Origin of the sequence: Nonomuraea rosea (assembly GCF_039539705.1) — a bacterium.
In the GTDB taxonomy this organism is placed as follows: Bacteria; Actinomycetota; Actinomycetes; order Streptosporangiales; family Streptosporangiaceae; genus Nonomuraea; species Nonomuraea rosea.
This window is the reverse complement of the sequence record NZ_BAABDQ010000008.1, coordinates 135921-157979: the sequence shown is the minus strand read 5'-3', so window position 1 is coordinate 157979 and position 22059 is coordinate 135921. Positions and strand designations below refer to the sequence as shown.

21 protein-coding genes are annotated in these 22059 nt (G+C 72.0%); 15 read left to right on the top strand and 6 right to left on the bottom strand.

Annotated elements, in window-relative coordinates; translation table 11 throughout:
- Positions 1–42 precede the first annotated feature (42 nt).
- The 9 genes from ABEA43_RS20900 to ABEA43_RS20860 all read left to right on the top strand — a co-directional run bounded on the left by ABEA43_RS20900 (position 43) and on the right by ABEA43_RS20860 (position 9721).
- Positions 43–696: a response regulator transcription factor gene (locus ABEA43_RS20900; RefSeq protein WP_345564052.1), complete on the top strand. Its 654-nt coding sequence runs from the start codon at positions 43–45 to the stop codon at positions 694–696.
- Complete coding sequence (locus tag ABEA43_RS20895; protein ID WP_345564050.1) at positions 693–1880, top strand: sensor histidine kinase; 1188 nt, start codon at positions 693–695, stop codon at positions 1878–1880. Before ABEA43_RS20900 ends, ABEA43_RS20895 begins: the two co-directional genes overlap by 4 nt.
- Positions 1881–1931: 51 nt before the next feature.
- Positions 1932–2525, top strand: a complete 594-nt coding sequence (locus ABEA43_RS20890; RefSeq protein WP_345564344.1) for an NUDIX hydrolase — start codon at positions 1932–1934, stop codon at positions 2523–2525.
- 277 nt (positions 2526–2802) lie between these two features.
- Complete coding sequence (locus ABEA43_RS20885) at positions 2803–3462, top strand: lysophospholipid acyltransferase family protein (RefSeq protein ID WP_345564049.1); 660 nt, start codon at positions 2803–2805, stop codon at positions 3460–3462.
- Positions 3463–3541: 79 nt separating this feature from the next.
- Entirely contained in the window at positions 3542–5116 is a 1575-nt protein-coding gene (locus tag ABEA43_RS20880; protein WP_345564047.1) for a penicillin-binding transpeptidase domain-containing protein, read from the top strand.
- 113 nt (positions 5117–5229) lie between these two features.
- A complete protein-coding gene (locus ABEA43_RS20875) occupies positions 5230–6378 on the top strand; it encodes a M24 family metallopeptidase (protein WP_345564046.1) in 1149 nt (382 codons plus the stop codon).
- A 77-nt stretch (positions 6379–6455) separates the two neighbouring features.
- A complete protein-coding gene (locus ABEA43_RS20870; protein ID WP_345564044.1) occupies positions 6456–6947 on the top strand; it encodes a DinB family protein in 492 nt (163 codons plus the stop codon).
- Between the two features lie 105 nt (positions 6948–7052).
- A complete protein-coding gene (locus ABEA43_RS20865; protein WP_345564042.1) occupies positions 7053–8708 on the top strand; it encodes an acetolactate synthase large subunit in 1656 nt (551 codons plus the stop codon).
- 41 nt (positions 8709–8749) lie between these two features.
- Positions 8750–9721: a tyrosine-type recombinase/integrase gene (locus tag ABEA43_RS20860; protein WP_345564041.1), complete on the top strand. Its 972-nt coding sequence runs from the start codon at positions 8750–8752 to the stop codon at positions 9719–9721.
- 137 nt (positions 9722–9858) lie between these two features.
- Here ABEA43_RS20860 and ABEA43_RS20855 read toward each other — a convergent pair whose 3' ends face one another.
- A complete protein-coding gene (locus tag ABEA43_RS20855) occupies positions 9859–11481 on the bottom strand; it encodes a SulP family inorganic anion transporter (RefSeq protein WP_345564342.1) in 1623 nt (540 codons plus the stop codon).
- 357 nt (positions 11482–11838) lie between these two features.
- Positions 11839–12441: a TetR family transcriptional regulator gene (locus ABEA43_RS20850; RefSeq protein WP_345564040.1), complete on the bottom strand. Its 603-nt coding sequence runs from the start codon at positions 12439–12441 to the stop codon at positions 11839–11841.
- Positions 12442–12508: 67 nt separating this feature from the next.
- Here ABEA43_RS20850 and ABEA43_RS20845 point away from each other — a divergent pair, with 67 nt between their 5' ends.
- On the top strand, positions 12509–14536 hold the full coding sequence (locus ABEA43_RS20845) for a HelD family protein (protein ID WP_345564038.1): 2028 nt from the start codon (positions 12509–12511) through the stop codon (positions 14534–14536).
- Between the two features lie 85 nt (positions 14537–14621).
- Positions 14622–14930, top strand: coding sequence for a hypothetical protein (locus tag ABEA43_RS20840; RefSeq protein WP_345564037.1), 309 nt, complete (start codon positions 14622–14624; stop codon positions 14928–14930).
- A gap of 111 nt (positions 14931–15041) precedes the next feature.
- Here the strand turns inward: ABEA43_RS20840 and ABEA43_RS20835 are convergent, their stop codons facing one another.
- The 3 genes from ABEA43_RS20835 to ABEA43_RS20825 all read right to left on the bottom strand — a co-directional run bounded on the left by ABEA43_RS20835 (position 15042) and on the right by ABEA43_RS20825 (position 17423).
- Positions 15042–15524: an OsmC family protein gene (locus ABEA43_RS20835; RefSeq protein ID WP_345564036.1), complete on the bottom strand. Its 483-nt coding sequence runs from the start codon at positions 15522–15524 to the stop codon at positions 15042–15044.
- Entirely contained in the window at positions 15521–16165 is a 645-nt protein-coding gene (locus ABEA43_RS20830; RefSeq protein WP_345564035.1) for a GntR family transcriptional regulator, read from the bottom strand. The genes ABEA43_RS20835 and ABEA43_RS20830 overlap by 4 nt, the downstream gene beginning before the upstream one ends.
- Before the next feature lie 70 nt (positions 16166–16235).
- On the bottom strand, positions 16236–17423 hold the full coding sequence (locus ABEA43_RS20825; protein WP_345564034.1) for a cysteine desulfurase-like protein: 1188 nt from the start codon (positions 17421–17423) through the stop codon (positions 16236–16238).
- A gap of 9 nt (positions 17424–17432) precedes the next feature.
- Here ABEA43_RS20825 and ABEA43_RS20820 point away from each other — a divergent pair, with 9 nt between their 5' ends.
- The 4 genes from ABEA43_RS20820 to ABEA43_RS20805 are packed head-to-tail and all read left to right on the top strand — an operon-like array spanning position 17433 to position 21372.
- Positions 17433–18485 carry a winged helix DNA-binding domain-containing protein gene (locus ABEA43_RS20820; RefSeq protein WP_345564033.1) on the top strand — a complete coding sequence of 351 codons (1053 nt, stop codon included), beginning with the start codon at positions 17433–17435 and terminating at the stop codon, positions 18483–18485.
- 25 nt (positions 18486–18510) lie between these two features.
- The gene (locus tag ABEA43_RS20815; RefSeq protein WP_345564032.1) at positions 18511–19956 is read left to right on the top strand and encodes a WS/DGAT/MGAT family O-acyltransferase; all 1446 of its coding nucleotides are present in this window, start codon (positions 18511–18513) and stop codon (positions 19954–19956) included.
- A gap of 16 nt (positions 19957–19972) precedes the next feature.
- Positions 19973–21085, top strand: coding sequence for a winged helix DNA-binding domain-containing protein (locus ABEA43_RS20810; RefSeq protein WP_345564031.1), 1113 nt, complete (start codon positions 19973–19975; stop codon positions 21083–21085).
- Positions 21049–21372, top strand: a complete 324-nt coding sequence (locus ABEA43_RS20805) for an MmcQ/YjbR family DNA-binding protein (RefSeq protein WP_345564030.1) — start codon at positions 21049–21051, stop codon at positions 21370–21372. The genes ABEA43_RS20810 and ABEA43_RS20805 overlap by 37 nt, the downstream gene beginning before the upstream one ends.
- Positions 21373–21701: 329 nt before the next feature.
- Here ABEA43_RS20805 and ABEA43_RS20800 read toward each other — a convergent pair whose 3' ends face one another.
- Entirely contained in the window at positions 21702–22040 is a 339-nt protein-coding gene (locus ABEA43_RS20800; RefSeq protein ID WP_345564029.1) for a hypothetical protein, read from the bottom strand.
- Positions 22041–22059: the final 19 nt, after the last annotated feature.

Sequence of the window (22059 nt, the reverse complement as noted above, 5' to 3'; positions counted from 1 at the left end):
ACGGGTTCGGTCACGCTCGTGGCCAGAGGAAAGGGGCCGTCGATGCGGGTGCTTGTCGTGGAGGACGAGGAACGGCTGGCCGACGCCATCGCGCACGGCCTCAGGCTGCACGCGATCGCCGTGGACGTGGCCTACGACGGGCAGGACGCCCTCGACATGGCCGGGTACGTCGGCTACGACGTCGTGGTGCTCGACCGCGACCTGCCGGAGGTGCACGGCGACGACGTGTGCAGGCGGCTGCGCGAGAGCGGCGCGGGCAGCCGGGTGCTCATGCTGACCGCGGCCGGGCAGATCCGCGACAAGATCGACGGGCTGACCCTGGGCGCGGACGACTACCTGGTCAAGCCGTTCGCGTTCGCGGAGCTGGTGGCCAGGATCAGGGCGCTGGCCCGCCGCTCGGCCCGCGCGGCGGCCCCGGCGCTCGAACGGGCCGGGATCACGCTCGACCCGGACCGCCGCACGGTCAGCAGGGACGGGCGGCGGGTGCTGCTCAACCGCAAGGAGTTCGACGTGCTGCACGAGCTGCTCAACGCGGGCGGGGAGCTGGTCACCTCCGGCGAGCTGCGCAGGACCGTGTGGGACGAGTACGCCGACGCGAGCACGGGCGCGCTGCGCGTCACGATGACGTCGTTGCGCAGGAAACTCGGCGTGCCGCCGGCGATCCAGAACGTGCCGGGCAAGGGGTACCGGCTTTGACCGTCCAGGAACGGATGGAGCGGGGCCGCCTCTGGTGGAACAGCAGGCGGCTGCGGCTGCGGCTGACGATCCTGTTCGGCGTGCTGTTCTTCGCGGCCGGCACGATCCTGCTCTGGCTCACCTACCTGTTCACCGCGCAGGCGATGAACCAGCAGTTCGCCGGCGGGCTGGCCAAGGTCAAGGCCCTGCCGCCGGGCGTGGCGCCGCAGCCGGGCCCGGCGGCCGGCGACGTCGTGTTCCAGGCCGACGTCGAGCAGCGGGCCGACAGCGTGCTCGGCGACATGGTGCGCTCGTCCATGCTCGTCCTCGTCCTGGTCGGCGCCGTCGCGCTGGTGCTCGGGTACGTCGTCGCCGACCGGGCGCTGCGCCCGCTGGACCGGGTGACCGAAACGGCGCAGCGCCTGTCGGAGAGCACCCTGCACCAGCGGATCGGGCTGCGCGGGCCGCCCGACGAGGTCAGGCGGCTGGCCGACACCTTCGACGCGATGCTGGACCGGCTGAACCGGGTGTTCGACGCGCAGCGGCGCTTCATCGCCAACGCCTCGCGCGAGCTGCGCACGCCCCTGGCCATCAGCCGCACGGTGCTGGAGGTGTCGCTGGAGGAGCCGGCCGCCTCGCCCGACCTCAAGGCGCTGGCCAGGGCGCTGCTCGGCACCAACGCCCGCTACGAACGGCTCATCGAGGGCCTGCTGCTGCTCGCCCAGTCGGAGCAGGAGCTCACCGTGCGCAAGCCGGTGGACCTGGAGCAGGTCGTGCGGACCGTGCTGGAGCAGATCGACCTCCAGTCCCGCAAACGGCCCATCACGCTGCACCAGGACCTGCGCCCGGCGCTCGTCGAAGGGGACCCGCTGTTCCTGGAGCGGTGCGTGTTCAACCTGCTGGAGAACGCGATCAAGCACAACGTGCGCGACGGCGAGGTCTGGCTCACCCTGCGCAGGGAGCGGGGTGGCGCGGTGATCACGGTCCGGAACACCGGGCCGCTGGTGCCGCCGTACGAGGTGGACGACCTGTTCGAGCCGTTCAGCCGGATGCAGGCCGACCGGGTGCGCTCGTTCAAGGGGGCGGGGCTCGGGCTGTCGATCGTGCGCGCCATCGTGCGCGCGCACGGCGGCCAGGTCGAGGCGGTGGCGCCGGAGCAGGGCGGCCTCCACGTCACGGTACGGCTCCCGCACGGGCCCCGCTGAGCCCCGCCACCTTCGGATCTTCGCGAGCGGGCGTGAGATCCTGGAGGCGTGATGTCGCCGATCGACGTGCTGCGCGAGCAGATCATCGCCCATCTGGCCGCCTTCGACCGCAGGGAGGTGCCGCCGGCCGGCGGGGTGCGCCGGGCCGCCGTCACCGTGTGCGTCCTGGAGGACGCCGACCGGGTCCCGTACACCGTCGTGATCAGGCGGGCCGCCCGCGGCCGCAACCCCGGCCAGTGGGCGCTGCCCGGCGGGCGGCTGGACGACGGCGAGCAGCCGGTCGAGGCCGCGCTGCGGGAGCTGGCCGAGGAGACGGGCCTGACCGGGGTCGAGGTCGTGGGGCTGCTCGACGACTTCGTCACCGACTCCGGGTTCGTGATCACGCCGGTGGTGGCCTTCGGCGGCAGGCAGGAGCCGGTGGCCGACCCGCACGAGGTGGCCTCGGTGCACGCGGTGCCGCTGGAGTGGTTCCTGGCGCCCGGGGTTCCGCGCTGGCAGGGGGAGCTGCTGCAGATGCCGCTGGGCCCGTCCATCGTGATCCACGCGCCGACGGGGGCGATTTTGTGGCAGTTCGCGGAGGTCGCCCTGCGTGGTCGTGAGCAGCGGGTCTTCGACGTCGTCCAGCCCCACTGGACCAGATCATGACCGATTCTTTGGGTCGGATGGAATATGCGCCACCGGATGTCCGTTAGCATCGAAAGGCCGATGTGGTCTGTGTCCCCCGGGCCGCAAATTACCGCCTTCACGGAATACCGTTCGGCTGGAGCCGTGTTGTGCATCTCGCCGAGGAGGCGACCGCCACATCGGCCTTAAAGCTTCGCGCAGCTGTTTACAGGCGCCCCGCACACCCGCGGGGCGCCTGCTTTATGGTGGGGTGGCCGACCAGGCCGATGATCCAGGCCCGATGATCCAGGAGAGCTCGTTGCTTTACGAAGTGGTCAAGTTCGCCGCCGCGCCGATCGCCCACGCGATGTGCCGGCCGCACATCACCGGCGCGGCGCACGTGCCGAGGAGCGGGCCCGCGATCCTGGCCGCCAACCACCTGTCGGTGCTCGACTCGTTCCTGCTGCCGGCGCTGTTGCCGAGGCACGTGACGTTCACCGCCAAGAACGAGTATTTCGAGGGCAACCCCGTCTCGGGGTTCTTCATGCGGCTGGGTGGCAGCCTGCCCATCGACCGCGAGAGCGCGCACGCCGCGCAGGCCATGCTCGACGCCGCCGCCGGCCTGCTGGAGCAGGGGGAGCTGTTCGGCATCCACCCCGAGGGCACCCGCTCGCCCGACGGCCGCCTCTACCGCGGCAAGATCGGCGTGGCCTGGCTGGCGCTCAAGACGGGCGCCCCGGTGCTGCCCGTGGCGCTCAGCGGCACCGAGAAGGTGCTGCCGCTCGGCTCCAAGGTGCCGAGGCCCGCGCGGATCGGCATCGCGATCGGCGCGCCCCTGCGGTTCGAGGGCGATCACACCAAGGCGGCCGACCGTCGGCGGGTCACCGACGACATCATGTCGGCCATCCAGCGGTTGTCCGGCCAGGAATACGTGCCGACCTACGCGTCGAGTTTCAAGGCTTCCAATGGAATGTCCTGATTCGCCGCCGCTATGCTCTGACACCTGTCGTCGAGGACCAGGGGGCTGATCAGTGACGCGGGGCCGTACCATCGCAATCGTGTCCGGTGTCACCGTGCTCGCGGTGGGGGCCGCGGCCGGTGGCGCCTACTACGTGCTGCACACGAGGGGCACGCCCGCCGAGACCGCGCAGCGCTTCGCCGCCGCGTGGCAGGCGGGGGACAAGGCCGCGATGGCGGCGCAGCTGGCCACACCCCAGCAGCTCAGCGCGTACGACCAGCAGCGCACCGGGCTCGCGGTGGAGTCCGCGGCGATCAAGCTCGGCAAGATCACCGAGCGGGACGACCGGGCCAGCGCCCCCTACACCGCCACCCTGACCATGAAGAACGTCGGCACGTGGTCCTATGAGGGCCAGATCGACCTCAAGGTGGCCGACCGCGCGTGGAAGGTCGACTGGACGCCCAAGACGCTGCACCCGTCGCTGACCGAGGGCGCGCAGTTCGCGCTCAAGACGAACTGGCCGGACCGCGCGAAGATCACCGACGCCGACGGCGAGCGCATCGACACCGGCACCGCCGGCGGCTCCGTGCAGCAGCTCGTCGGCTACCTCGACAAGGCGACCAAGAAGGACGTCGCCAAGCTCGGCTCCTCCTACAAGGTCGGCCAGGCGGTCGGGCGGGGCGGGCTGCAGGAGGCGATGCAGAAGCGGCTGGCCGGCACGCCCGCCACCGAGATCCAGCTCGGCGGCAAGACGCTCGGGACCATCGACGGCAAGGACGGCGAGCCCGTGGAGACCACGCTCGACCCGAGCGTGCAGGCCGCCGCGGTCGGGGCGGTCAAGGACATGGAGAAGCCCACCTCGATGGTGGCGATCAAGCCTTCGACGGGCGAGATCCTGGCCGTGGTCAACAACAAGGGCGGCTTCAACCGGGCGCTGGACGGCCGCTACCCGCCCGGCTCGACGTTCAAGGCCGTCACGGCGATCGGGCTGCTCGCGGCCGGGATGTCGCCGGAGGACCAGGTGACGTGCCCGAAGAACGTCAACATCGGCGGGCTGCCGATCCGCAACTCCGACGAGGAGGCGTTCGGGGCGCTGTCGTTCCTCGACTCCTTCGCCCACTCGTGCAACACCACGTTCGCGCCGCTGGCCGAGCAGAAGCTGGGCGCGGCCAAGCTGCTGGAGGCGGCCGAGGAGGTCGGCTTCAACCAGCCGCTCAACATCGGGGTGCCCGCCACCAAGGCCAGCTTCCCCAAGGCCGAGTCGGACGCCGAGCTGGCCGCGGAGTCGTTCGGGCAGGCCAGGATCACGGCCAGCCCGCTGTCGATGGCCTCGGTGGCCGCCGCGATCGCCGACGGGACGTGGCGCCCGCCGACACTGGTGCCCTCGATGAAGCAGAAGGCCAAAGAACGTGAGCTGCCCGGCGGCGTGAAGTCCAAGCTGCACTCGATGATGTCGGCCGTGGTGACCAAGGGCACCGCCAAGGCGGCGGGGCTGCCGGCGGGGACGTACGGCAAGACCGGCACGGCCGAGTACGGCACCGGCGAGAAGCTCGACACCCATGCCTGGTTCATGGGCTTCAAGGGCGACGTGGCGTTCGCGGTGGTCGTCGAAGGCGGCGGCGGAGGCGGCAAGGTGGCGGCTCCGGTCGCGGCGACGTTCCTCAAGGGGCTGTGACCCGTCTTCACGGGGCAGTGACCTCGGGAAACCGGTGGCCGCAGGTCCGGTGACGGGGCGCCTCGGCTGGGCACAGACCAGGTGTGGCGCGGATCGGTGGCGAAGAGTACGAAGTGCGGCAGGCGACGATGCGGCGCCTGGCCGCGCAGGCGGGGTTCCGTGGTGTCGTGGCCTGGTCGAGAGGCGGGTCGGGGCAGGATCACTACGCCGACGTCTACCACCTCACGGGCTTCTACCAGCATCAGCCCTTCGTCCCCGACCTGCCGGGGCGCTGGCGGGCGCAGGGGCACGCGGCCGTGGTGCTGCCGGTCGACGGCCCCGCCCTGTTGCTGACGGGCGATGGAACGGTCCAGGAGCCTCGCCCCACCGCACACCTGCGCGCCGCGCCCGACCTCGTGGACGCGCTCGCCGAGCAGCTCAGGGCCGTGATCCCGCCGGGCAGGGTCGGCCTGATCGGCTGCGAGGCGATGGCCGCGCCGTGGTGGTGCCGGCTGCGCTCGGTGCTGCCGGGGCACGAGCTGGTCGGCGCGGACGACCTGGGCTGGGCGGCGCGCCGGATCAAGAGCCCGGCCGAGCTCGGCCTCATGCGCGCCGCGGGAGCGCTCGGCGTCCGCGCGGTGACGGCCGCCAAGCGCGCCGCCACGCCGGGGGCCACCGAGGCCGAGGTGGCGGCGGCCGCGGTCGCGGAGATCGTCCGGGCCGGCGGCGCCTACTACGGCATGGGCATCTCCTCCGGCGCCGAGTCGCACACGTTCGCCGCCTCGGGCCCCGCCCCCTACTCCGGCCGCGAGCTGTCCGCGGGCGATCTGCTCAGGATCGACCTGTACGGGTCGGTGCACGGCTACCTGTTCGACCTGGCTCGCACCTGGGTCGTGGGCGCCGAGCCGACGACGGAGCAGCGGCGGCTGCTCGACGCGGTCCGGGAGAGCGTGCAGGCCGGGATCGAGCTGCTGCGGCCGGGGCGGCAGGTCGGCCAGGTGGCGCGGCGGTGCCAGGAGGTGTTCGAGCGCTCGGCGTTCGTGGCCCATCACGGGATGCCCGCCTCGCAGCTGGGCGGGGCGTGGGGGCACGGGCTCGGGCTGTCGTTCGAGCCGCCGTGGGTGGCCGCGGACGGGCGGCACGCGGGCGAGGTGATCGAGGCGGGGATGTGCCTGGCGCTCGAACGCAGGATCGCGATGCCCGCCGTGGGCGGCGCCAACTACGAGGACGACGTCATCGTCACCGACTCAGGGCCCGAGGTCATCACCCCCGAACCTGGATGAACGACGCAAAATCCGTTGCATCCCTGATATCCGGCCAAGCAGGATCATGGCCGGGTATCGGCACGGAGGAGAAGACCATGAACGAGATCCTGCTCGATGCGATCCGCCACAACAACTGGGCCACCAAGCGGCTCATCCAGTTCTGCCGCGACCAGGAATTCTCGGCGGAGGATCTGCGGGTGCGCGGGGCCGGCACCTTCGGCGGCATCCTGGAGACGCTCCAGCACATCGTCGACTGCGACGAAAGCTACGCGCGGCGCCTGGCCGGGACCGGACCCTGGCGGGCGGACGGCGAAGCCGATCTGGGGACCCTGCTGATCCGGGCGTCAGAGGTCGAGCAGGTGTGGGAAGAGGTGCTGGCCAAGCCGATCGACGTCGAACGCGTGGTCATCGTGGACGAGGGCACGCGCGAGGTCCGCGCCGGCATCTTCCTGGCTCAGGCGCTCAACCACGCCAACCACCATCGTGAGCAGGTCTGCGCCATCCTGACGGGCTTCGGCATCCAGCCGCCGGACATCCAGGCCTGGGAGTACGCCTGGGACACAGAGCGGATCTGGGACCGGGCCTGAACCGGGATGAATACCGGCAGAGATGCGGTTATCGACCTTGGGCCCCGATAGAGGCCGTCCACGGGAGGCGCAGGTCAGCGCCGCAGAGGAAAGAAGGCGTTCCGCATGTCAGCGCAGGGCAACGCGGCCCGGCTCATCGTGCAGGCTCTGGAGGCCGAGGGCGTCGAATACGTTTTCGGCATCCCCGGTGAGGAGAACATCCATTTCGTCGACGCGCTCAACGACTCCTCCATCCGCTACGTGCTCGTACGGCACGAGCAGGGCGCGGCGTTCATGGCCGAGATCTACGGCAGGCTGACCGGCAAGGCGGGCGTGGCGTCGGCGACGCTCGGGCCCGGCGCGATCAACCTGATGCTCGGCGTGGCCGACGCCAACACCAACAGCACCCCGGTGGTGGCGATCACCGCCCAGGTCGGGCTCGACCGCATCTACAAGGAGTCGCACCAGGTGGTGGACCTGGTGTCGCTGTTCAGGCCGATCACCAAGTGGGCGGAGCTGGCCCCCTCGCCGCAGGCGCTGCCCGAGCTGATCCGCAAGGCGTTCAAGACCGCGCAGACCGAGCGGCCCGGCGCCGTCTACCTCGCCATCCCCGAGGACGTCGAGTCCGCGCCGGTCCCCGGCGACCTGCGCCCGCTGCCCGTGAACGTGGTGCGCACCCAGGACCCCTCACCCGCCCAGATCGCCCGCGCGGCCGACGTGCTGGCCACCGCCCGCAGGCCGATCGTGCTGGCCGGCCACGGTGCCGCCAGGGCGAGGGCCTCGGACGCGCTGGTGCGCTTCTCCGAACGGCTCGGGCTGCCGGTGGCGACCACGTTCAACGGCAAGGGCGTCTTCCCCGACGACCACCGGCACGCGCTGGGCGCGGTGGGCTTCATGCGGCACGACTACGTGAACTTCGGGTTCGACGAGGCCGACGTGCTGATCAGCGTCGGGTACGAGCTGCAGGAGTTCGACCCCGTCAAGATCAACCCGATGCGGGACAAGAAGATCATCCACATTCACCAGTTCCCCGCCGAGGTGGACGACCACTACCCGGTGGCGGTCGGCGTCCAGGGGGACATCTCGCGCTCGCTGCATGCGCTCGCCGACGCCGTGCACCGCAGGTTCGAGATCAACGGCACCGGTGAGAAGATCCGGCGCATGGTACGGGAGGAGCTGGCGCAGGGGCGTTCGGAGGACGGGTTCCCGCTGTCGCCGCGCCGGGTGGTGGCCGACATCCGCGAGGCCATGGGCCGCGAGGACATCGTGCTGGCCGACACGGGCGCGGTGAAGATGTGGATGGCCCGCATGTATCCGACGTACGAGCCGAACACGATGCTGGTCTCCAACGGGCTGTCGTCCATGGGCTTCTCCGTGCCGGGCGCGCTGGCCGCCAAGCTGGCCTTCCCCCGGCGGCGGGTGCTGGCGGCGACGGGCGACGGGGCGTTCCTGATGAACTCGCAGGAGCTGGAGACCGCCGTGCGCGAGCGGGTCCCGTTCGTGGTGCTGGTGTGGGTGGACGACGCGTACGGGCTGATCGAGTGGAAGATGGACCTGGAGCTCGGGCGCGACTCCAACGTCGCCTTCGGCAACCCCGACTTCGTGACGTACGCGGAGAGCTTCGGGGCGCGCGGCTACCGGATCACGAGCGCGGACGAGCTGCTGCCGACGCTGCGCAAGGCGCTGGCCGACGACGTCGTGTCGGTGATCGCGGTGCCGGTCGACTACGCGGCGAACCTGGAGCTGACCGACAAGCTGGGCGAGCTCACCGGCCCCTTCTGAGGTCCGCGCGGACAGGGCTGCGGCGTCGTAAGATCGTCCGGGTGAGCCTGCCTGCCGTACCTGATCTGGCGGCGCTGCCGGTCGAGCCGGCCCGCGACCCCTACCACGTCTACCTCGACTCGCTCACCAGCCCCGAGTCGCGGCGCACCATGCGCGGCTGCCTCGACCGGCTGGCCCGGCTGCTCACCGGCGACGAGGGCGTCACGGGCGCGGGCCAGCCATGGCATCTGCTGCGCTACGAGCACACCGTCCGGATCAGGACCATGCTCACCGATCAGGGCTGGTCGGCGGCCTACGTCAACAAGCATCTGGTGGCGCTGCGGCGGGTGCTGAAGGAGGCGTGGCGGCTCGGCCAGACCAGCGCCGAGGACTTCGCCCGCGCCTCCGACCTGGCCCCCGTACGCCAGACCCGGCTGCCGACGGGGCACCACGTGCCGCCTGAGGTGGTCGGCGCGGCCCTGTCGGCCTGCGACGACTCGGCGGCGGGGGTGCGCGACGCGGCGCTGATCGCCGTTCTCTACTCCACCGGGTGCCGCCGCGCCGAGATCGGCGGGCTGGCGCTGGCCGACTACGATCCGGGCGCGCGCTCGCTGCGGGTGCGGGGCAAGCGGGACAAGGAGCGGCTGGTCTACCTGACGACGGACGCGATCGGGCTGGTCGAGCGGTGGCTGGCGATCCGCGGGGCCGCTCCCGGGGCGATGTTCAGCCCGATCAGCAAGGCCGGGCGGCTGCGGCTGCGCGACGGGCGGCCCGCCGGGCTCACGGGGCAGGGCATCGCGGACATCCTGGCGCGCCGGCTGGGCGAGGCGGGCGCGTCGCGGCGTACGGCGCATGACTTCCGCCGTACGTTCATCGGCGAGCTGCTGGACGCGGGGGTGGACCTGGCGACGGCGCAGGCCCTGGTGGGGCACTCGTCGCCGGCCACCACGGCCCGCTACGACCGCCGCCCGGAACGGACGCGCCGCGAGGCCGTGGACCGCCTCCGCCTCCCGGCCGCCCGCCCCCTGGCCTGACCGCGTCCCGCGGCCCGCCGGCCTTTCGAGCGGCCGGCCTTTCGAGCGGCCGGCCTTTCGAGCGGCCGGCCTTTCGAGCGGCCGGCCGCTCGGGCGGCCGGCCTTTCGGGCGGTCAGCCCGCCGGCCTTTCGCTTGGTCAGCCCGCCAGGCGGGGCACGATGCCGGTGCTGTGCAGCCGTTCGCGGGCCGCCGCGATCGCCTCCGTGGTGGTGGTGAACACCTGCCCGGCCCGGTTGAGCCGGGCGACGACCCCGAGCGCCTCCAGCGGCTGGTGGTGGCCGTCGGGGATGCCGGAGACGTACACCATGACGCCCCGGCGTTCGAGGCGTTCGATGGCCTCGCCGAGCACCAGCGCGCCGCTGGCGTCGATGGTGGTGACGCGGGACATGCGCAGCACGACCACGGACACGTCGGTCACCTCCGACATCTCCCGCAGGAAGCGGTGCGACGCGGCGAAGAACAGCGGCCCGGCCAGCCGGTAGGTGACGATGTGCTCGGCGAGCAGGGCGTGCTCGTCCTCGGTGTGATGCGGCTGCAGGTCGTGGCGGAGCGGCTCGGCGTCGAGGCGTACGTTGCGCGCCATGGCCCGCAGCGCCATCGCCCCCGCCACCACCAGCCCCAGGATGACGGCCAGCACCGTGTCGAGCATCAGGGTCGCGACGGCGGTCAGCACGAGGACCACGGCATCGCCCCTGGTGGACCGGAACATGGCCCGGACCGCGTCCACCTCCACCATCCGCACGGAGGTGGCCAGCAGCACCCCGGCCAGCGCCGCGAGCGGGATCCTGGAGACGAGCCCGGCGGCGGTGTACACGATCAGGGCCAGGATTCCCGCGTGGGCCAGCGACGCCAGCCGGGACCGCGCCCCGGAGCGGACGTTCACGGCGGTGCGCACGAGGGCGCCCGTGCCCGGCATGCCGCCGAACAACGGGGTGACGAGGTTGGCCAGGCCCTGGCCGAACAGCTCCCTGTCGGGGTCGTGCCGCCGTCCGCCGCCCATGCCGTCCGCCACGGAGGCGGACAGCAGCGACTCCAGCGCGGCCAGCGCGGCCACCGCGACGGCGGGCGCGAACAGCGACGGCACCACGCTCAGGTCCAGGAACCCCAGCGACGGCGCGGGCAGCCCGGCGGGCAGCTCGCCGATCCTGGCCAGCGGAAGCGCGGCCAGCTCGGCGACGACGGTGGCGAGGGCCACGGCGACCAGCGAGAACGGCACGGTCGGCCGCACGCTGGCGCCCAGCAGCAGCAGCGCGGCCACGACCAGGGTGACGGACATGGCCCACCAGTGCGGTCTGGCCAGGAAGTCCAGGACGGCGTGCCAGGCCACGACGGCGACCTTGTCGCTCGGCCTGGCGTCCACGCCGAGCGCGTGCGGAACCTGCTGCAGCCCGATCACGCACGCGATGCCGACGGTGAAGCCCGCCACCACCGGGGCCGGCACCAGGGCCATGTAGCGGCCGGCGCGGGCCAGGGCCAGCGCCATCAGCAGCAGGCCGGCCAGCACGCCGACGGTGAGCACGCCGGTGGCGCCGTGGGCGCCCATGATCGGCATTAGCACGACGGTCATCGCGCCGCTGGTGCCCGACACCTGCAGCGCGGACCCGCCGAACACCGCCGCGATCGACCCGGCGACCACGGCCGTGGCCAGGCCCGACGCGGCGCCGAGCCCTGAGGAGATGCCGAACGCGAGCGCGAGCGGCAGCGCGACGACCGCCACCGTGAGCCCGGCGAGGAGGTCCTGACGGGGGTGGCGGCGCATCGCGGCCAGCGCGGCGCGTTCGGGCAGCAGGGAACGCACGTGTCCCCAGCCTGAGCCCAGCAGGCGGATCACAGCCCGCAACCTTGCGACTCGTATGAGTAACCGCACATGTACGTGAAAGGGCCGCGCACCATCACTCCCTCTAGGTAAAGACAACCCCGCCTTGTCCCAAATTGCATAAATTTGCAATTGGTGAAGAGGTGATCAGGATATCAAGGAACCGCTCTCACCTGGTGAAACAGCGACGTTCTCGCAATATTGACGGGGCGTGAAAGGGGGTGCTTGTTCGCGGAGCGAGGTGGAAGAAGGCGCCGGCGGATCAGAGGCGGGCGGCATCGCGAAAGCGTGCTCAGCGGATCAGGGGCGGGCCAGCATCGCGAAAGCGTGCTCGGCGGCCCGCACCGCCTCCGGCTCGACCTCCGCCAGCGGCCGTCCCTCGGCCAGCGGCAGCCAGTTGCGGTGGGCCAGCACCCGCTGCGTGGCCAGCACCTGCCCGGCCAGCAGGCTCGCGGTCAGGTCGTCGGTCGTCTCCGCGAGCGCCTCGGCGAGCGCCTCCTCGTCGCGCGACATGTACTGGAACACCCGCGCCGCCAGGCTCGGCGTGCCGAACACCATCCGGTGGTAGGCCACCACCTCGGGGTGGGCGTTGAGCCCTGTGACGGGATCGTGCCTGGCCAGCCCATCGAGGAAGTGCCGGCGCAGCGCCTCCAGCGGTGACTCGCCCGCCGCCCGCTCGCGCACCACGCGGGCCGCCTCGCCCTGATGGTCCGCTATGCGGTGCACCACCAGGTCTTCCTTGGCCGGGAAATACTTGAACAGCGTCGGCTTCGACACCCCCGCCGCCGCCGCGATCTCCGTGACGGGCACCTGATCGAAGCCACGCTCCAGAAAGAGCGCGATGGCCGCGGCCGAGATGGCGTCGTGCACGCGCTGCCGCTGGAGCTGCCGTAGTCCCGTCATGACCACACACTAGCAAAGTGTTAACCTGGTTAATATCTTAACCGAGTTAACGATTTTGGGGGGTGTGATGGGAACGCTCGACGACGAGCTCCGGTACGTCGAACGCTGCACGGCCGGTCTGCGCAGGATGCTCGACGGCGCCAGGAACAACGTGATCGTCGGTGAGACGGTGGCCGGCGACCGCTACAGCGCAGAGCGGCTGGGCCGCCACCTCAAGAGCCTGGCCAAGGAGCTGAGCGAGGCGCCGGACGGGCCGCCGTTCTTCGGCCGGCTCGACTTCGGTCAGGCCTCGGCCGAGCACCCGGGCCGCGCGTACCACATCGGCAGGCGGCACATCGTCGGCGAGCACGGCGGCCCGCCCGTGGTGATCGACTGGCGCGCGCCCGTCGCGCGGGCGTTCTACCGGGCCAGCGCGCGCGACCCGCAGGGCATCGAGGTACGCCGCCGGTTCGGCTGGTCGGGCAGCACGCTGACCGGGTTCGAGGACGAACGGCTCGGGCAGGGCGAGGAGGGCGAGAGCAAGATCCTCGCGGCCGAGATCGAACGCCCCCGCGTGGGCCCCATGCGCGACATCGTCGCCACGATCCAGCCCGAGCAGGACGACCTCGTACGCGCCGAGCTGGACACCTCGATCTGCGTGCAGGGCGCGCCCGGCACCGGCAAGACCGCCGTCGGCCTGCACCGGGCCGCCTACCTGCTCTACGCGCACCGCCGGCGCCTCGAACGCTCCGGCGTCCTGGTCCTCGGGCCGAACCGGGCCTTCCTCGGCTACATCTCCGCCGTCCTGCCCACGCTCGGCGAGGTGGACGTCGAGCAGACCACGCTGGAGCGGCTGCTGGCCACGGTCCCCGTCACCGCCTCCGACAGCACGGAGGCCGCGATGGTCAAGCACGACGCCCGCATGGCGGAGGCCCTGCGCAGGGCCCTGTACGGGCGGATCAGGAAGCCGGTCGAGCCCGTCGCGGTGGCCGACGGCTCCACCCGCTGGCGCGTCGGCGAGGACGAGCTGCGGCGCATCGTGGACGACACCCGGCGCGAGGCGCTCCCGTACGGCGTGGGGCGGGAACGGGTGCGGGCCCGCGTCGTGGCCGCGATCCAGCGCCAGGCCGAGGCCAGGGGGCACACGGCGAACGCGGCATGGACCCGCAGGACCGGCCGTGCCGTCACCCCGGCGCTGGACGCCGTCTGGCCCGCCGTCAAGCCGGAGGAGGTGCTATACGAGGTCCTTCTGGGTGAGCCCGGCCCGGCCGACCAGGTGCTGAGCGCGGCCGAGCGCGCGGCGATCACCTGGACCAGGCCGCCGCGCAGCGTCAAGAGCGCCAGGTGGAGCGCCGCCGACCTGGTCCTGCTCGACGAGGTCGCCGGCCTGATCGAGCGCCCTCGCGGCTATGGCCACGTCATCGTGGACGAGGCCCAGGACCTGTCGCCCATGGAGTGCCGGGCCGTGGCCAGGCGCAGCGAGCACGGCTCGCTCACCGTGCTCGGCGATCTCGCCCAGGGCACCACCCCGTGGGCGGCGACGTCGTGGGCGGAGCGCATGGAGCTGCTCGGCAAGCCGGACGGGCAGGTCATCGCCCTGACGACCGGCTTCCGCGTCCCGGCCGCGGTGGTCGAGCTGGCCAACACCCTGCTGGCGGCGCTCCTGGTGGAGGTGCCGGCGACGCGCTCGTACCGGAAGGACGGCAGGCTGCGCGTGGACGGGGTGGCCGAGCTGGAGAAGGGGGTGGTCGCGGCGGTGCGCGAGGCGCTCACGTTCGAGGGATCGATCGGGGTGATCGCCGCCGACGGCGACGTGGAGGCGCTCACGTCCGCACTCTGGAACGACGGCCTGAACGTGGGCGGTGGCGTCGGCGGGGGCACCGGCGGAGGCAGCGGTGAGGGCGTCGGCGAGCGGCTGACCGTGCTGCCCGCCTCACTGGCCAAGGGCCTGGAGTACGACCATGTGATCGTGGCCGAGCCCGCCGCCATCGCCGAGTCCGAGCGGCGCGGGCTGAACCGCCTGTATGTCGCCCTCACCCGGGCCGTCTCCCGGCTCGACGTGGTGCACGCCAGACCCCTGCCGCCGGAGCTTTCTCATCCAGCAGAAGCCGCCTGAAATGGGCAGATGTCAGGGTTCGTTCGCTCGACAGGATCACGCCGGGGGTGTGTGATGTGGTTCTCGTCTCGAGAGGAGCCCGTCAGTGACCTCTTCGCAGGACCCGCCTCAAGGCGACGACCCGCGCGCCGGGGAGGGCCAGTGGTCGCAGCCGCCACCCTATTCCCAGCCGGTGCAGGGGCCGCGGGCGAGCGACCAGGTTCTGTCGATCATCGGGTTCGCCTGCGCCGTGGTGGCCACGCTGTTCGTCCCGGTCCTGTTCGGCCTGGCGGGCATCGTGCTCGGCATCGTCGGCCACACCCGCGGCGAGCCGCTGGGCAAGTGGGCCGCCGTCGCGGCCGGCACAGGCATGATCATCGGTACGGTCCTCAGCCTGCTCCTGGTCCCCGCGTGACGTCCCGCCGGGCCCCCGGCCACTGACGATCAGGCACCGTCCCGGCCGCCCCTGACGGTCAGGTGCCGCCCTGGCTGAGGGTCAGGCACCGTCCCGGCCATCGCTGACGCGTCAGGCGTCGTCCTGGCCGGCCACGCGGATGACCGGCTCGTGGCGCACCGGGAAGTTGACCGAGGAAGCGATGAAGCAGGCCGCGTGCGCGTCCTCGTGCAGCTTGAGCGCGGTCTCGGCCATCTCCTGCGCGGTCACGGTGACCTCCGGCCGCAGCACCACCTCGGTGAAATGGCCGCCGTCAGCGGTCTCGGCCATCGTGCCGACGGCGCGGTCGATGTACCCGGTGACCACGACGCCCGACACGGCGCACTTGTGCAGATACGACAGCATGTGACACTGCGAGAGCGCGCCGACCAGCAGTTGCTCGGGGTTCCAGCGGGACGGGTCGCCGCGGAAGCTGGGGTCCGAGCTGCCCTGGATCGGCGGCGGGCCCTCGGCGGCCAGCTCGTGGTCGCGGGCGTAGGCGTTGTAGCGGCTGGTGCCGGTGCCCTGATTGCCGGTCCAGGTGACGACCGTCGGATAGGTGTGCTGGCGGGTCATACGCGTTCTTCCTTGCTGTGTGTGGTGGAACGGGTGTCGAGAACGTGCGCGCGGGCGATGGCGGCCGCCTCCTCGGCGCGGCCGCCCTCGATCGCGGCCAGCAGCGACTCGTGCTGGCCCGAGACGTGCGCGGACCGTGCCGGCGGCGTGAGGGAGCGCAGCGTGGACACCTGGATCTGGTCCCAGATCCGCTCCAGCGTGCGCAACGCCATCGCGTTGCCCGCCAGCTCCGCGATCAGCCGGTGGAAGCGGCGGTTGAGCCGTACGGCCTCGGCCAGCCGGCCCTCGGCGGTCACGGCCGCCGTCTCATCGGCGAGGTCGCGGAGCGCGACGAGGTCGGCGGGCGCGATGCGGCCGGCACGCTGCCGGACGGCGGCCAGCTCGGCCGTGAGCGCCTCCAGCGCCGCCCGCACCTGGTACGCCTCGTCCAGATCGTCCCGCTCCAGCGCCACGACGACCACACCGCGTCCGGCGGGCCGGACGAGCCCATCGGCCGCCAGCGCCCGCAGCGCCTCGCGCACGGGGGTCCGGCTCATCTCCAGGGTCGCCGCGGCCTCCATCTCGGTGAGCCGCGCGCCCGGCGGATAGGTGCCGTCGAGGATCAGCTCCCGCAACCGGCTGCACGCCACATCGGTCTGCACGCCGCCACTCTACGGCTTTGCATGCAATGTATGCAAAGCCGGATCCCATGGCTTGGACCTGGGCGCCGGCTCACCCCAGGCGTGCCACCCCTTCGAGCAGCCGGTCCACGTCGGAGCGGTCGTTGTAGTGGACCAGTCCCGCGCGCACCGCGCCGCCCGAGTCGCGGATGCCGAGGGCGCCGGTCAGCTCCCAGGCGTAGTTGTGGCCGTTCCAGACGTTCACGCCGAGCCCGGCGAGGTGCTCGGCCACCTGGCGCGGGGTGCGGCCGGAGACGTTGAAGTAGGCGGTGGCCGTGCGCCTGGCGGGCTTGCCGTACACCGTGACGTGCGGCAGCGTCTCCAACCCCTCGATCAGCGCCCCGAACAGCTCCAGCTCGTGCCCCTCCGCCGCGGCCATCGAGGCCAGCAGGCGTTCGCGGCGGGAGCCATCGCCCGGGACCATGGCGGCCAGGTGGTCCACCGCCGCCGTCACCCCGGCCAGATCGGCGAAGGCCGCCGTCCCCGTCTCGAACCGCTCGGGCACCGTGGCGGGCGAGGAGGCCAGTTTGTCCGGGGCGAGCCTCTCCAGCAGGGCCGGGTCGGCCACGACGGCGCCGATGTGCGGGCCCGACCACTTGTACGCGCTGGTGGCGTAGAAGTCGGCGCCCAGCGCCCGCATGTCCACCGGGCCGTGCGGGGTGGCGTGCACGCCGTCCACGTACATCAGCGCGCCCGCCCGATGCGCCAGCTCGGCGATGGCGGGCACGTCGGGGCGGGTGCCGAGAATGTTGCTCGCCGCCGTCACCGCCACCAGCCGGGTACGCTCGCCGATCAGGTCCGCGTACTGCTCGACCGGGAGCTCCCCGGTGACCGGGTCCACCTCCGCCCAGCGGACGGTGGCGCCGATCTGGGTCCAGGGGCGGACGTTCGCGTCGTGGTCGAGCCTGGACAGGACCACCTCGTCACCGGGTCCCGCGATCGCCCTGGCCAGCCGGTAGGTCAGCGTGGTCATGTTCGGGCCGAGTATCACGCCGTCCGGGTGGCCGCCGACCAGGTCGGCCACGGCCGCGCGGCAGCCGGCCACGATGGCGTCGGAGCGGTGGCTGGCGGGGAAGGCGCCGCCGACGTTGCCGATGCCGGTCCGGTAGGCGGCGGAGATAGCGTCGATCACCGATTGCGGGGTCTGCGTGCCCGCCGCACCGTCGAGGTAGGCGAAGCCGTCGGCCAGGGCGGGGTATGAAGCACGTACTGAGGCGAGGGGGAATGTCGGGGAAGGCATGATATGTAGATGCTCAGCCTCAGAGACCTCAACCGGGCCACTTTGGCCCGTCAGCATCTGCTCGCCCGGCATGAAGGGGATGTGGCGGACGTCGTACGGCGGCTGGCCGGGCTGCAGGCACAGGAGCCCCGGCCGCCGTACCTGGGGGTGTGGACCCGGCTGGCGGGGTTCGAGCGGGACGACCTGCACGCCGCGCTGCACGCGCGCACCCTGGTCAGGGCCACCATGTGGCGGGCCACGCTGCATCTGGTGACGGCGGAGGACTTCGCCGCGTTCCGGCCGCTGCTGCGGCCGGTGCTGGCCGCCGCCGCGCGCCGGTTCGAGGGGATCGACTTCGACGCGGTCGTGGCCGCCGCCGACCGGCTGCTCGCGGCGGGGCCGATGACGTTCAACGAGCTGCGGCCGCGGCTGCTGGAGGAGTTCCCCGGGGCGTACGACCGGGCGCTCGGGTACGCCGTGCGCATGCTCACGCCGCTCGTCATGGCGCCGACCGAGGACCGGTGGAGCTTTCCGCGCGAGCCGTCGTTCGGGCTGCCCGGCATCGGCCTGGACCCCGCGCCCGCGATGGAGCCGCTGATCGAGCGCTATCTCACCGCGTTCGGCCCGGCCACCCCCGCCGACGTGCAGACCTGGTCGGGGCTGAGCGGCCTGCGGCCCGTCATGAAGGCCATGGACCTGGAACGGGTCACCGACTTCGCCGGGCGCGAGCTCTTCGACCTGCCGGACGCTCCCCGGCCGGGCGGTGACGTGCCCGCGCCCGTACGGTTCCTGCCGGACTTCGACACGCTGATCCTGGGGCATGCCGATCGGACGCGCGTGCTGGCCGAGGAGTTCAAGGGGCGGGTCGCCACCAAGAACCTGCGGGTGAAGGCGGTTTACCTGATCGACGGGTTCGCGGCGGGGACGTGGCAGATCAAGCGCACGGCCAAGCGGGCCACGCTGCTGATCAGCCCGTTCACCTCGACCTCTTTGGACGTCCTTGAGGAGGAAGGGCTCCGGCTGCTGGCCTTCGCCGAGCCGGACGCCCCCGCCGCCTCTCTTGAAGTGGCGGACGGAGTCTGATTGGTTCGGGGCGGAGGTGTCACCTATGCCCCAGTTGACCGCTCTTGACGCGCAATTCCTCCATTTCGAGACCGCCACGAACATCGCCAACATCGCCGGCCTCGCCATCCTCGACGGCGACCTCAACCGCGCCGACCTGCAGGCACTGCTCGAACAGCGGCTCCCCTACGTGCCCGCGCTGCGGCGCAAGCTGGCTCCCGTGCCGCTCGGGCTGGACCATCCGTACTGGATGCAGGAGGACGATCTCGACCTCGACTACCACGTACGCGAGATCGGGCTCCCGCCGCCCGGCGACGACCGGCAGCTCGCCGACCAGATCTCGCGGCTGCACGCCCGGCGGCTCGACCGCCGGCGGCCGCTGTGGGAGATCTACCTGATCCACGGGCTGACCGGCGGGCGGATGGGTCTCTACACCAAGATCCATCATGCGGCCGTGGACGGGATCGGGGGCGCGGATGTGCTGGCCGCGCTGCTCGACACCAGCCCGGAGCCCGTACGGCCACTCACCGTTCTGCCCGATGCCGCCCTGCCCGAACGGGACGCGCCGCCGCCCGGGGCCGCCGAGATGCTGGTGCGGGGGCTGGCCAGGCTCGCCGGCAACCCCGCCTATGCCGTACGGTTCGCGGCCAGGGCCCTCCCGCACCTGGACGAGATCCCCGTCGTGTCCTGGATCCCGGGCAGCGGATTCGTCTCCGGGCTCGCCCGCAAGCTGGCCGGCACCGGGGAGGCGCCCGAGCTGCCCGCCCTGCCCGCGCCCAAGACGCCGTTCAGCGGGCCCGTCTCCGAGCATCGGCGCTTCGCGTTCGTGTCGCTGCCGCTGGAGGAGATCAAGCAGGTGCGCAAGGCGTTCGGGGTCACGGTGAACGACGTGGTCATGACCGTGTGCGCGGGCGCGCTGCGCAGGTGGCTGGCCGTGCACGGCGGGATCCCGCGCCAGCCGCTGGTGGCGGGCGTGCCGTTCTCGCTGCGGGCGGTCGGGGTGGAGGGCGCAGGCAACCAGGTGGCGATCATGACGGCGCCGCTCGCCGTGCACATCGACGACCCCGTCGCCCGGCTGCACCAGGTGCAGCACGCCATGCAGCGGATCAAGGACAGGTTCGCGCTGGCGCCCGCGCGGTGGCTGCGCGAGTTCAGCGAGTCGATGCCCGCCGCGCTCATGGGGCTCGCCTCGCGTTCGGCGTTCGGGCTCGTCGGCCAGACCGCGCCGCCGATCAACGTGGCCATCTCGAACGTGCCCGGACCCCAGTTCCCCCTGTACGTGTGCGGGGCCCGGCTGCTGACCCACTACCCGGTGTCGGTCATCACCGACGTGAGCGGCGGGATCAACATCACCGCCTTCTCCTACGACGGCTCGCTCGACATCGGGGTCATCACGGACAGGGAGATGGTGCCGGACGCCTGGGAGCTGACCGTCCATCTCCAGGATGCGCTCGACGAGCTGCGGAATGCGGAAGCCTCCTTGCCGCAATAGTTTCTACGCTGGGCGTATGATCCTGAATCGCCGGGTGCTCAACCGCACCACGCTTGAGCGCCAGCTCCTGCTGAGCCGCGCCACGATGTCGCCCGCGCAGGCCGTCGAGCGGCTGGTCGCGGTGCAGGGGCAGGAGGTCGACGCGCCGTACATCGGGCTGTGGTCGCGCCTGGCCGCCTTCACCCAGGACGACCTGGCCGCGCTCCTGTACGGCAAGCAGGTCGTACGGGGGTCGCTGCTGCGCGGGACCCAGCATCTGACGCTGGCCGACGACTACGTGTGGATCCGGCCGCTGGTGCAGGTGATCCTCTCCCGATCCAGGCAGGCGGCGTTCGGGCGGCTGATGCGGGAGGTGGATCTGGGAGAGTTCGCGGGGCTGGTGCGGGAGCATCTGGCCGGGCGTACGCTGACCCGGCCGCAGCTGCGGGACCTGCTGCTGAAGCGGTGGCCCGAGGTGGACCCGGTGGCGCTGGGCTTCTCGGCGCAGGCGCTGGTGCCGGTGGTGCACACGCCGCCCAACGGGATCTGGGGGAGAGGTGGGGCCACTCCGTTCACGCTGGCTGAGGAGTGGCTGGGGCGGGCACTGGAGTACGGGGCGGCTATGGGGGCGGCTACGGCGGCGGTGGAGCGACTGGTGGTGCGGTATCTGGCGGCTTTCGGGCCGGCGAGCGTCATGGACGTGCAGATGTGGTCGGGGTTGACGCGGTTGCGGGAGGTCGTGGAAACGATGCCCTTTTTACAGAAATATCAGGACATCGACGGTCGCGTCCTTTACGACCTGCCGGATGCTCCGCTCGCCGCAGCGGACGTGCCGGCTCCCGTACGGTTCCTGCCCTGGTTCGACAACCTCATCGTCGCCTTCGCCGACCGCAGCCGGATGATGACCGCCGAGCAGCGCAAGGCGGTGTGCGTGGGCGCGGTCATCTACCCCACGTTCCTCGTCGACGGAACTGTCGGTGGCATGTGGGACCTTAAGGCTGGCGTGCTGACGGTCGAGCCCTTCCATCCGCTGTCCGACGAGGTGATGGAGGAGCTGGCCGCCGAGGGGGCGCGCCTGATGGCCTTCGCCGGTTTCGAGAAAGGGAGCATCGAATGGCGACCGCCCAGGAGCTCTACGACGACCTGGTAACGGAGCACCTCACCCGGCCGGAGGTGAGCATGGGCCGGATGTTCCACGCTGAGGGCCTCCGGGTGCGGGGCAAGGTCTACGCGTTCTTCTCCAGGGACCGGGACCGGGTGGTCCTCAAGCTGCCGGCCTCCCGAGCCCGGGAGCTCGTGGGGGAGGGGACGGCCGAGGTGATGGTGATGGGGGCGCGGCGGATGCGGGAGTGGGTGGCGTTGCGGGAGCCGGACGAGACGGTGTGGCGCCGCCTCCTCACCGAAGCCTCCACGTACGTCGAGTCCTTGACCCGCTGACCGCAGCCCCCGGATCCGCGCACGCGGCGGAGCCGGACCGCTGGGCGGCATGTGCGCCAGGATGCCGGTGCCACACGAGGGCGGCGGGCGTTCTTTGTGAGCGCACCGGCTTCGTGAGCGCGCCGGCTATCTCCTTGTCGCTCTGGCCCGCCAAGACGCGGGTCCGCAGGCCCCTGAAGGGTCGCCGGTCCGCCGTCGCGAGCTGGGCGGTCAGTGCTCCGGCGGGCCGGCTCGCTCCCGGGATTGTCGGTGGGCCGGGTTACGGTCAGTGGGTGGAGTTGGCGGCCAGGGGTGGGAAGGCGTTCCGGGAGCCGGAGAGATGGGCATCGTCAGGGGCGGCGGCTATGCGTTCGATGGTTGTGGCGGGCCGATCGACGGGTGCGGTCGACAGGTATGGGGCGTGGTTGACGGGATGCCAGGGCGTGGTGGGCGGGGTTGGTGGCTGGTGCGGTGGGTTCGGAGGTGAGCTGCGTGGCGAGAGTGTCTTCGCGGCGGTCGTGGACGGCGTGCCGGACGGCGAGGGGCGGGCTGCCGGCGATCATCCGGGCGACGTACGGTCCGGTGAGGCCCATGGCCAGCTCGCGCTGCGTCGCCGCGAATGCCCCATGGCGGTCGGAAGCGGGATCTTTTTTGCGGGAAAAGTAGTTGGTCGCGGTGATCCCGGACACCCGCGCTGCGGCGGCGATG